Annotated in this window: 11 protein-coding genes; all 11 read right to left on the bottom strand. The window is 38.5% G+C overall.

Going from position 1 to position 11414, the window contains the following annotated elements:
* Genes fliG through LCX93_RS09480 form a run of 11 tightly spaced genes read right to left on the bottom strand, consistent with a single transcriptional unit; the run spans nucleotide 1 to nucleotide 11384 of the window.
* Nucleotides 1–1029, bottom strand: a complete 1029-nt coding sequence (fliG, locus tag LCX93_RS09430) for a flagellar motor switch protein FliG (protein ID WP_151899801.1) — start codon at nucleotides 1027–1029, stop codon at nucleotides 1–3.
* Between the two features lie 2 nt (nucleotides 1030–1031).
* Nucleotides 1032–2741, bottom strand: coding sequence for a flagellar basal-body MS-ring/collar protein FliF (fliF, locus tag LCX93_RS09435; RefSeq protein WP_226066068.1), 1710 nt, complete (start codon nucleotides 2739–2741; stop codon nucleotides 1032–1034).
* 19 nt (nucleotides 2742–2760) lie between these two features.
* Nucleotides 2761–3855 carry a histidinol-phosphate transaminase gene (gene hisC, locus LCX93_RS09440; RefSeq protein ID WP_226066069.1) on the bottom strand — a complete coding sequence of 365 codons (1095 nt, stop codon included), beginning with the start codon at nucleotides 3853–3855 and terminating at the stop codon, nucleotides 2761–2763.
* Nucleotides 3852–4934 carry a prephenate dehydratase gene (pheA, locus tag LCX93_RS09445; RefSeq protein ID WP_226066070.1) on the bottom strand — a complete coding sequence of 361 codons (1083 nt, stop codon included), beginning with the start codon at nucleotides 4932–4934 and terminating at the stop codon, nucleotides 3852–3854. The genes hisC and pheA overlap by 4 nt, the downstream gene beginning before the upstream one ends.
* Complete coding sequence (locus tag LCX93_RS09450) at nucleotides 4934–5722, bottom strand: HAD-IIA family hydrolase (protein ID WP_226066071.1); 789 nt, start codon at nucleotides 5720–5722, stop codon at nucleotides 4934–4936. The genes pheA and LCX93_RS09450 overlap by 1 nt, the downstream gene beginning before the upstream one ends.
* Nucleotide 5723: 1 nt before the next feature.
* The gene (lysA, locus tag LCX93_RS09455; RefSeq protein ID WP_226066072.1) at nucleotides 5724–6935 is read right to left on the bottom strand and encodes a diaminopimelate decarboxylase; all 1212 of its coding nucleotides are present in this window, start codon (nucleotides 6933–6935) and stop codon (nucleotides 5724–5726) included.
* Between the two features lie 53 nt (nucleotides 6936–6988).
* A complete protein-coding gene (locus LCX93_RS09460; protein WP_226066073.1) occupies nucleotides 6989–8065 on the bottom strand; it encodes an LptF/LptG family permease in 1077 nt (358 codons plus the stop codon).
* The gene (gene pth, locus LCX93_RS09465) at nucleotides 8059–8613 is read right to left on the bottom strand and encodes an aminoacyl-tRNA hydrolase (protein WP_226066074.1); all 555 of its coding nucleotides are present in this window, start codon (nucleotides 8611–8613) and stop codon (nucleotides 8059–8061) included. The genes LCX93_RS09460 and pth overlap by 7 nt, the downstream gene beginning before the upstream one ends.
* 7 nt (nucleotides 8614–8620) lie before the next feature.
* Nucleotides 8621–9157, bottom strand: coding sequence for a 50S ribosomal protein L25/general stress protein Ctc (locus LCX93_RS09470; protein WP_151899794.1), 537 nt, complete (start codon nucleotides 9155–9157; stop codon nucleotides 8621–8623).
* 56 nt (nucleotides 9158–9213) lie between these two features.
* Nucleotides 9214–10404 carry a type IV pilus twitching motility protein PilT gene (locus tag LCX93_RS09475; protein WP_226066075.1) on the bottom strand — a complete coding sequence of 397 codons (1191 nt, stop codon included), beginning with the start codon at nucleotides 10402–10404 and terminating at the stop codon, nucleotides 9214–9216.
* A complete protein-coding gene (locus tag LCX93_RS09480; protein WP_226066076.1) occupies nucleotides 10401–11384 on the bottom strand; it encodes a transaldolase in 984 nt (327 codons plus the stop codon). The genes LCX93_RS09475 and LCX93_RS09480 overlap by 4 nt, the downstream gene beginning before the upstream one ends.
* Nucleotides 11385–11414 lie beyond the last annotated feature (30 nt).

Here is an 11414-nt window from a genome sequence, read left to right on the forward strand (position 1 = left end):
TTACTCTATCATCTCTTCGCTCGATCCCATTTGGATAGTTCCCGCTTCAGCCAACTGATTGACCACTTCAACGATTTTTCTCTGAGCTGCCTCAACATCTTTCATTTTAACGGCTCCAAGGAACTGCATCTCTTCTTCAAAGGCTTCACGGGCCCGTTCACTCATTGCAGAGAAAAACTTCTCTTTTAACTCTTCCGGGGCAGATTTGAGTGCCAGCATAAGTTCTGCTTTGTCTACAGCCTTTAAAATCTCTGCAATAGAATTCTTGTCCAAAGTCACAATATCTTCAAAAGTAAACATCATCTCTTTAATCTGTGTTGCCAACTCTTCATCGACCTGCTCAATATTTGCCAAAGTTGCTTTAGAACTTTTTGCACCAAGGCGGTTAAAGATATCTGCAACCGCACGTGTTCCACCAACTTCTACTTTGTAAGAAGCAAGAGATTCAAGTTTTGATTCAAGAACAGCAGAAACCCGTTTAATCACCGAAGGAGAGATATCTCCGAGTTTTGCCATACGCATTGCAACTTCACTTCGCAAATCATCCGGAAAATACTGCAATGTGTCAGCAGCCTCTGTAGGGTCCATATGTGCCAAAATCAAAGCAATGGTCTGTGGATGTTCATTGATAATAAAATCGGAAAGCTGTTGTGGCTTGATTTTTGACAGGTAGGCAAAATTTTGTGTGTTTTGCATGCTTTTTGAGAGTTTATCCAGAATCTTTTTTGCCTCTTCGGGACCGAGTGTTCTGTACAATAACTCTCTTGCATACTCCATACCGCCTGAAGTCATATACTGACCTGACTGAAATATTGCATGAAACTCTTCTAAAACAGCGGTTGCTATTGCCTTGTCAATGGTTCTGTTTGCTGCAATATATTTTGATATTTCAGTAATAGCCTCAACACCCATATTTGAAAATATTGCCGCTGTTGCGTCTTCACCCAACTGCAGCAGAAGTATGGCAATTTTTTCTGCCATACTCATTTCATCAAGTGCGGCCTGTTGTTGCTGTGTTAAAGTGGCCATACTTACTTCCTCTCTTTAGACGGGACTTCAGATTCTTCACTTAAAAGAGCCTCCAGCAAAGAAGCCACCTCTTCGGGTGTATCTTCCGCCATAGTTTTTACTTTTTCCAAGATAACCTCATGTTTGAGGTCATCTTCGTTAAAATTACTTCCCATACCAAGTTGCTCTTCAACTTTTTTACGCATTTTTTGTACTTTTTCTACCAAATCATCGCCCTCTTCTTCATCAAGTTCCAGTGAAGGGGCAACAAGATCTTCTTCTTCTTTTGATACTTCAAGCATCTTATCCGCAAAGGGAGCAATGACTTTTTTGTACAAAATAAACAACAGGATAAACACAAACAGATATTTGAGCAAGCCGGAAAATGGCGCCAGATATGTTTCAGTGAAGGCGATGGCTTTATTGACGCCCTGAGCACCTCTGCTTGCAGACGCTCTTTCAAACTGCAAATTTTGTACACTGATTTGATCGCCTCTTTTTGGGTCAATACCGACAGAACGACTGGCAAGAGAGGTTAAGGCATTTATGTCCGCAGCATCCAAAGGCACATACTCCATCTCATCAGTTGGATTCCCCTCTTTGTCCAGTTTTGGTTTGTATTTTCCGTCAACGACAACTGCAGCCGTTATCCTTTTGATTCTTGCAAACTGGCTCTTTGTGGTGCTGACGGTTTTTCCGACTTCATAATTCGTTGTGCCGGAGTTTTTTGAATATTTCTCTACCATTTTATTTGAGGCAAGTCCCTGTACCGGGCCGATGTTACTCACAGTTCCGGGAACTCCTCCGACTTCTTTTGGTGCACTTCCTTCTCTTTTTTCTTCATTAACCTGTTCGCTTCGTACAACATTTTCAGGATCATATTTTTCGGAAGTAGAGTTTTTTTGCGAAAAATCAAATTCTATGGTTACCTGTGCCACAACCTTGTCACTGCCGCCTACAAAAGGTGCGATAACATCAATGATTTTTTCCTGCTTTTTCTTCTCTTCTTTTATTTTATATTTTTGCTGAGCAATAGAGAGTTCACTCATTTGTGCCATTTCATCGTCATCACCAAGTGTTACGCCGTCACTGTCAATCAGCATTACATTAGAAGATTTTAATTTTGGCACAGCTGCTGCGACAAGATTTTTAATTCCCCTTATTTGCTTGGAAGTAAGCATCCTTCCCTCAACCAACTGCACCATTACAGAGGCTGTCGGATCAACCTGTTTGGATACAAAGAGCGTCTCTTTCGGCAGAGCGAGACTCACTGTTGCTTTTTCTACAGGGGAAAGTGCACTGATAGTACGGGAAAGTTCGCCTTCCAATGCACGCAGATGCTTAATTTTTTGATCAAAGCTTGTAGCACCGAATTCCTGCTTGTCAAAAAGTTCAAATCCTACACCTCTGTTTTTTGGAATACCCAAAGAGGCAATGGAGATTCTCTCTTTATACACAATGTTACGAGGCACTTTGATAACATTGTTTGCTTCAATTTTATAAGGAATATTGTCTTTTTCAAGCTGTTCTACAACTTTTGCAGCTTCTGAGGGTGTCAAAGAATCAAAAAGTACTTCATATCTGTCAAGTGAAGTTTTTTTGGCAGTAAAAACAACTAAAAAAATCAAAAAAGCAACAATACCTATTACAGCAGCTGCTATAATCATTTTTTGCTGTTTTGTAAGTTTTGCATACAAAACTGATAATTGCGAAAAAAGTACTTTAAAATCCATCAACTTCCCATCTTAAATTTTATAATAACAGTGATGCAAGTTCAAAAAAACGGCTGTTTTGCTCTTTTGTTCCGACAGTTACACGAATTGCATTCATTCCATAGCCACTTAAATCCCGTACTATCATTCCTTTACGCAATAAAGCATTAGAAATTTCTGTCGAATTCTGTGTGTTATTCAGACATAAAGTAACAAAGTTTGTATAACTCTCTATTATATCTATTTTTTGCTCATTTGCAAACTCTTCATAGCGTTTCATCTCTTGGAAATTTAAAGCGATACAATTATTTACAAATTCTTCATCTTCAAGTGCAACACTCGCAGCTTCAAGTGATAATGTCGTTATGTTAAAAGGCGGTCTCAGTTTATAGAGTTCTTTTATAATATTTTCTGACGAAATACCATACCCGACACGCATGCCTCCAAGTCCGTAGGCTTTTGAAAAAGTACCCAGATAAATGACATTTTCAAATTTTTCAACCAACTCTTGAGGCATAATTTTTTTACTTTTATCTTTATATGCGGCATATTCCATATAGGCACCGTCTACAACAACCAAAGTATCATTGTCAATCTTTTCTATAAACTCCATCAATTTGTCTGTATCTATCGCATCCCCTGTCGGGTTATTCGGTGTACACAAAAAAATTATCGCAGGATTTGTCTCTTTATAAAGCCCGTAAAACTCATCCAAATCATGCTCCTGTGATGCAGTTCTCACAATCTCTGCTCCGACATGTTTTGCATAAATCTCATACATTGCGAAGGTCACACTGTTCATCAGTATTTTGGAATTTTCATCAGCTTTTGCATGCATAATAAATTCTATAACCTGATCACTGCCACTGCCGATAATAAGATTTTTGTGTTCCAGTGCATATTTTTTTGTTAATGCATTTTTAAGTTTAAGCATACTGTCATCAGGATAAAGTGCCATATTCGGTATAATTTTTGCCACGGCGCTTTGCACTTTGGGGGAGCATCCGTACGGATTTTCATTTGAAGCAAGTTTTACAATATCTTTTGGTTCTATGCCGAATTCACGTACGACAAGTTCGATAGGCTTGCCCGCCTCATAAGTCTTGATATTTTGCAGTTTTTTATTAAATTTCACTCTTCACCCTTTACGTAACTTCCAAGCCAAGTGACTTCGTCTTTATGTTTTTGTATAACTTTTTGAATCTTTTCCTCATCTATATGACCATAAAAGTCTATATAAAACCAGTAGCCAAAACCACCTTTGTCTCTTGAGGGACGAGACTCAATTTTTGAAAGATTTATATTCTCTTCTTCAAAATCCTGTAAAAAACGCACCAGAGAACCAGCTTCAACAGCGTCTTTTAATCGTACCAGTATCGAAGTTTTATCATTTTCACTGACAGCATTTTTAAAATCACTTAAAATGACGAAACGCGTTGTATTGTCTATGGCATCTTCAATGTTTTCAAACAGAGTAGGAAGTCCATACAGTTTTGCTGCAATATGAGAACATATTGCAGCTGAATTTGGCTCACGTGCCGCCAAAATGGCTGCTTTTGCCGTCGATTCTACCGGGATCAGTTCAACATTGATCAAACCGTGTTCATTTAAAAACTCCCGACACTGTCCAAACCCTTTGTCTTTTGAGTAGATTTTTGTAATATCCTCAAGTTTTTCTGCCTTTGTAGCAAAAGACATGTGAATTGGCATATAAAGTTCTGCAACAATTTTCATAGAACTTTTTGCCAGCAGATCAAGTGTCTCTCCAACAATTCCGTCACGGGAATTTTCAATAGGCACAACGGCAAACTTGGCACGGCCAGATTCAAGTGTTTTAAATACAGAAGCGATAGAGTTTAAAGAAAGATAGTCACTCATAGCCCCAAAACGGCTCTCAGCCGCCTGATGCGTAAAACTCCCTTCAGGCCCCAAATAGGCTATACGTTCCGGCAGTTCCAAGTTTCTTGCAACAGCAAAAATTTCTAGAAATATCGCTTCTATCGCTTTGTAATTTAACAGTCCGCCCTCTTTTTCATTCAAAGAAACCAGTCTGTCAATAATTGCTTTTTCACGTTCGGGTCTATAGATTGCGCCACCGGTCTCTTTTTTAATTTCTCCGACTCTCTGGACAACTTTCATACGCTTATTCAACAGTGTAAGCATCTCATTGTCTATTTCATCTATCGCTTCTCTACAGTCATCTAAAGTTTTCATTATTGCTCCATCTTGTGGCGGATTAAAATATCCTGCATATTTTTGTATATAAAATCGGGAATGTTTGCTTCTTTTAAAAAAGGGACAATTTCCTCGGCACTTTTATATTTTCCGCTTGTTACAAAGAGTGTTTTCATGCCAAGTTCTTTTGCTCCGCCCAGGTCACCTTTGACATCATCACTGATGATAGTTATATTTTGAAAATCTGCGGCAGGATTTTGTCTTTTAATTCTTTTGAGTGCTTCATTGTAAAATGCCTGACTCGGTTTGCCTACAACATCATAAGAGCAGCTTGTCGCAAATTCAAGCATCTTCAAAATAGCACCTACTCCAGGGTAGCGCCTGTTGTTTTTTGCATAAATAGATGTCTCATGCATACCGACAAGTTTCGCACCATCAAGTAAAAAATCTATCATTTGCGCATATTCATCCGCAGAAAAATTCTCTTTTATGGCAATCAGTACTGTTTTGGGATTAGTGTAGTCAAGTTTGTATCCCATACTTTGCAGTGTTTGTAAAAATTCTCTGGCACCATATGCGGCCACAGCCTCTTTTTCGACACGGGATTCCAGAAGCATTAAAGGGTCAAGGTACTTTGTCGCGTCAAACTCAAAACCCAGTCTGTTCAGATATGCCAAAAAATCCTGTGATGCTTTTTTTGTATTATTTGTTATGATCATATAAGGGATATGCTCACGGTTGAGCATTTGTATAAACTCCCTGCTTCCGTCTATTGGAGATTTGTCTTCATCACTGATAAGCGTTCCCTGCACATCTATAAAATACATTTTAATCTACTAAAAATTCTTGTTCTAGACAGATAAGATCTTCAAAGCACTCTCTTTTTCTGATAAGTCTTGCTTTGGAGTTTTCAACAGCAACTTCTGCACTTCGTCCACGTGTATTGTAATTGCTTCCCATACCAAAGCCATAGGCACCTGCACTGTGAATCACAAGCAAATCATTTCTCTTTAACTCCGGCAGAGGATAGTTTTTCGCAAAAAAGTCACCGCTTTCACACACCGGACCGACTATGTCTACTTCTCTTACCGGATCTTTGTTCTCTGTAATTGCTTCTATCTTATGATATGCATTGTAGAGTGATGGTCGAAGCAGATCATTCATCGCACCGTCAACAACAACAAATTTTTTGTCACCATTTTGTTTTTCATAAAGAACTCTCGTCACAAAGTATCCTGCATTTGCCGTCAAAAATCTGCCCGGTTCACAAAGAATCGTCAAATCCAGTGCCGTAAGTGTTCCTAAAATTGCCTGTGCATAATCATATGGTTTTATCGTCTCTTCATTGTCATATTTGACGCCAAGTCCGCCACCGACATCAAAAAACTTCAACTCTATATCAATAGCCTGCAGTGAACGTACCAAATCTGCAACTATTTCGGCAGCTTCTCTTATCGGCTGCAACTGTGTCAGTTGTGAACCTATATGAAAATGAATACCGACAGGATCCAGATACTGGGAATTTTTAGCCTTGATATACATACGTTTGGCACTTGAGAGTTCTACACCAAATTTATTGTCATGCAGTCCGGTAGAGATATAAGGATGTGTCTGCGGGTCAATATTGGGATTTACTCTGATACTTATGCGTGAAGGTTTGTCCAGTCTCTTGGCAATAGCCTCAACCCGCTCAAGTTCCGCTTCGCTTTCAACATTGATATATAAAATATCTTTTTCTATCGCTTCACGTATCTCTTCATCACTTTTGCCGACACCAGAAAATATAATTTTATAAGCGGGGATTCCTGCCAAAAGAGCACGACGCACTTCTCCGATAGAAACACAGTCAGCACCACTGCCCATTTTTGCAAAATGACGCACAACGCTTAAATTTGAATTTGCTTTTACTGCATAGGCAATAATAGACTTACGTCCCCTGAATGCCTCTTTTAACTCTGTATACTGTGCGGACATATAATCAAAATCATATACGTACAAGGGTGTTCCATACTCATCTGCCAATGCTTTAAAATCAATCATAAAAATTCCAAATATTTTTTAGATGATTTTATCTAAAATGTGCTTAGAAGTGCCTAAGACAGTAGTGTTCTGTGTCTATACCACTGAAAAAAGGCCAATAGAGCCAATATTGCAACAGGAAGGACTATCCCTATTTCACTCGGTATCACTTTATTGTTTGCAAGCTTTATCAGAAAAAAGAGAATCCCCCAGGTGAGCAAAGTTGCCAGAATTGCACCAAATGTAAAAAGCGAAACATTCAAAAAGCGTACACTCATTGGGACAAAGAAAAATATTATAACAATCAGACACGGAACAAAAAAAGGATAGATAAATATTTTATAAAGTGCTGACTTGATATTATCCGTATTAATGTTTTGTTTATTCAGTAAAAGCATAGCATCAACGGCATCTATAATTGTAAAATTCACTTTTCCCTCATATACCTGGTCAAGCATTTTAGGGCGGAACCCTTCTAAAATTTTCAAATCTTTTGCTTTTGTGACTTTAATACCGGGTGAGGCAAGAGACAAATCATCAGGCTTTGTAATGATGTCAGCCTGCCTGATAAACCAGTAGTTGTCTGTGTATCTGGCTGACTTGGCAACAACGACCTCTTTTAAAGACTCATTGCTAACACTAAATACACGAATATTCTTTGCAGTTTCCTGCAGAGGAAGCAGTTTTGAAAAATATATGTACTTTCCCCTGTAGGCAAAAAAAAGATCGCGTGTGGGACTTAAATATTGTGAATTCTTTTTAATATTTCTGGAAAACTCTTCTGCTCTGGCAAAATTCGACCAGGCATGCAGCGCTATAAAAAGTACGATAACAGCGGTAGAAACAAGAACAAAGGGGCGCAAAACATCTACTCTTGAATATCCCAAAGAAAAAAACGAAACAAGTGCATTGGAGCGGATAAGATATATTTTTGTAGATATCATCCCAAATACCAGTGCGATTGGCAGTAAAATATCTATGGCAGAAAATGATTTGTACACCAGATAAATCAAAATAAGGTTTGCCGATGACTTGGATAAATCCTGGGCACTGCCCATATAGTCAAACCCGACAACAAACAGGACCAAAGCTGTCAGTATAATCAAAAAATATTTTATATAGTGCCATGAAATATATCTGAATGCTAACATTCCATTGCCTTTTGGGAGTATTTGCACCGTGTCTCTTCCAATGAATGTGTCAGTAAAAACTCTACTGCATCACAACATTTATCTATCCATTCAGGCAGACATTTTTGTTCTGTTGCGCTAAAAGGACTCAATACATAAGAGGCGACTTCTCCCTTATGCGTTGGTTTTGCTATACCCATTCTTACTCTGACATATTCACGGGATATTTTTGAATCTATTGATTTGAGACCGTTATGCCCGCCATGTCCTCCGCCTTTTTTAAAACGCAAGGCACCAAAGGGAAGATCCAAATCATCATGTATTACAACAACATCTTCAATTTTGTAAAACTGCTTGACTTTTACAACAGATTCTCCGGAAAGATTCATATATGTCAACGGTTTTAATAAAAAATGATTTTGAAATTTATAGAGTTCACCTTGAAATGATGAGGAGGAGATCTTACTGGCATTATGACGACGAATCAGTTCATCTATAACCATAAAGCCGATATTATGGCGTGTAGCTTTATAGTCGGATCCAGGGTTTCCCAGCCCAACTATAAGCATATTGCTACTACTTAGCTTTGATAATACTTAGTACGGCAACACGGTCAGCATCTGTAAATTGTACATTTTCAGTTACTTCGATGTCACGAATAAGCTTAGCGTCACCAATATCCATATCTGTTACATCAATTGTAATTGCTTTTGGTAAATCTTCAATCTTTGCTTTGACTCTTAAACGTCTTTTTGAAATATTTACAAGTCCTTTGTTTTTCACACCGATTGAATCACCGACCGCTTCAACAGGAACCATATAGTGTGTTACAACACCTGGCTGTGCCACCATTAAATCTACATGTAAAAGCTTTCCTGTTACCGGATGAGACTCATATGCCTGAACAACAACCTGCATCTCTTTTCCATCAATTGAAACCGGAAATGCCAATGTATTTTTATTACGAACAGTACGGATATACTCATTTTCTTTAAATGCGGCATTGATATTTTCAAGCCCTTTTCCGTAAATATTCGCAATTAGATAACCATCACGGCGAAGCGCTTTTGTGCCCTTTTTGCCAATACTCTCTCTAACTATACCTTCTAACATATGAAGTCCTTTGTCTTTTAAAATAGGCGCAATTATACAGTTTTATGGATTAAACTTTACTTTAAATCAAAAATATCATCATCGTCAGAAGATATTTCAACTTTTGGCAGTTCATTTTCTTCAGCCATATCTGCCATTGTTCCGCTTATAAGTCCGTTCATTTTCAGTTCTACATCAGAAGCACTCGTCGCATTGTTAAGCGCTTCTTCTTTGGAAATGACACCTTCATTGTAAAGATCCAGGATAGCCTGGTCAAAACTTTGTGATTTGTAATGCTCTTTTCCTGCTTCAATTGCATCACGAATTTCGTAATCTCTGTTTTCCAAAATGAGTTTTTCAATTGTCGGAGTACGCACTAATACTTCAAGAGCAGCACGACGCCCTCCATTAAGTGCAGGGATAAGCCTTTGGGATATGACTCCCTGCAAAACACCTGCAAGTGAAAGACGCACACGGTTTTGTTCCTCTGTCGGAAACTGCGCAATAATACGGTTAACAGTTTCTTTTGCATCAACAGTATGCAGTGTTGAAAAAACAAGGTGACCGGTGTCTGCTGCGTGCAGTGCAAGGTTTATCGTCTCCTGATCCCGCATTTCCCCTACCAGAATAATATCAGGGTCTTCACGAAGTGCTGCACGCAGAGCCGTTCCAAAAGAGAGTGTATCCTGTCCTACAGAACGCTGATTGATGATACAGTTTCTGTCCTTGTGCACAAATTCAATCGGATCTTCAATGGTAATGATGTGCTTTTTCTTCGTAAAATTAATCTCATTGATAAGTGCTGCAAGTGTTGTAGACTTACCGCTTCCCGTAACACCGGTTACAAGGACTAAGCCTCTTTCTCTTTGTGTAAAACTTTTGACAATATCCGGTAAATGAAGCTCTTCAAATGAAGGAATTTTGATAGGAATCACACGAAATACTGCCGATACTCCGTCCATCTGAAAAAATATATTGACACGGAAACGATTGTTTTCATCATAAGGATATACCAAATCGAGCTCTTTTTTTGCAACAAACTCAGCAAAACGCCCTTTTAAAAGTTCTTTTGCAAATATCAGGGCATCCTCTTTTGTTAAAATACCACCGGAAAACTGAACAATATTTCCATTGATCCTTGCCCGAATTACAGCATTGGCCTTTACATGTAAGTCACTGCCCCCGACCTCTATCATCTTTTTGAGGTGCAGGCGTATTTTTTTTAACTGCTCAAATGTTAACTTACTGACATCAACCTCAGTATTCATAATGCCTCCAATATCTCTTGAAATGCTTTTTTAAATGCTTCCAAACCATCATCTATTTGCTTTTGCAGCACTTCATCCATTTTAACGCCGGTATCTTCTATCTGTGTAAAATGTCTGTTAATGATTTTTTTATCAATCGGCAAAGCTGCTTTTTTAGAACCATTATGTGCATGGAAAGCTTTTATGGTATCTACAGGGGCTGTGTTGACACTGTTATACGCCAACAGTTTTTCGATGTAATAATAGGGCGGCAGAGAATCGTCTTTTACTCCGGTACTGGCAAAAAGAGCCCGGCATCCTTCTACATTCATACTCTGAATCTCTTCATAGATGACAGAAGTATTGTATATGCCAGTCAATCCTGTTTCTATACCGTTCTCTTTTAGGAGTGTATCAAGTGCCCGGTCGATTCTGCTGACAAAAATACTGATAACAGTAGGCACGCTTTTGCCATATATTTCACTCCCTTTTTCAAAAGCCTGTGCACAGTATATAGCCTGGGATTTTTTAAAAATCAATGTTGCATTCACAGGAATTCCAACAGATGTCAATGCCTGCATCGCTTCATACCCAGCTTCTGTGGCAGGAACTTTTATCATAACATTTTCTCTGTTGATTGCCTTAAAAAGCCTTTTTCCCTCTGCAGCAGTTGCCTGTGCATCATCACACAAAAAAGGATCAACTTCTATACTGACATATCCGTCATCCCCTTTCTCATACAAAGGTTTTAAAATATCTGCTGCTTTTCGTATGTCATATATTGCCACTGCTTCATATTTTTCTTTTGGGGAGAGCGCATCAAGTGATGCAAGTTGCTCTTTGTACGCAGGAGAACTTAAAATTGCATTCTTAAATATAGCCGGATTTGAAGTGGCTCCGTTGATTATTTTTTTGTCTATAAGTTCTTTAAACTCTTTGTCCAGGTAATCTCTTTCTATAAAATCAGCCCATAATGAAAACTTCAAATCTTCTATATACATTTTATCTCCGCTCTTTTGTAATTTATTTCA

The organism is Sulfurimonas sp. SWIR-19, assembly GCF_020410885.1.
Taxonomy (GTDB): Bacteria; Campylobacterota; Campylobacteria; order Campylobacterales; family Sulfurimonadaceae; genus Sulfurimonas; species Sulfurimonas sediminis.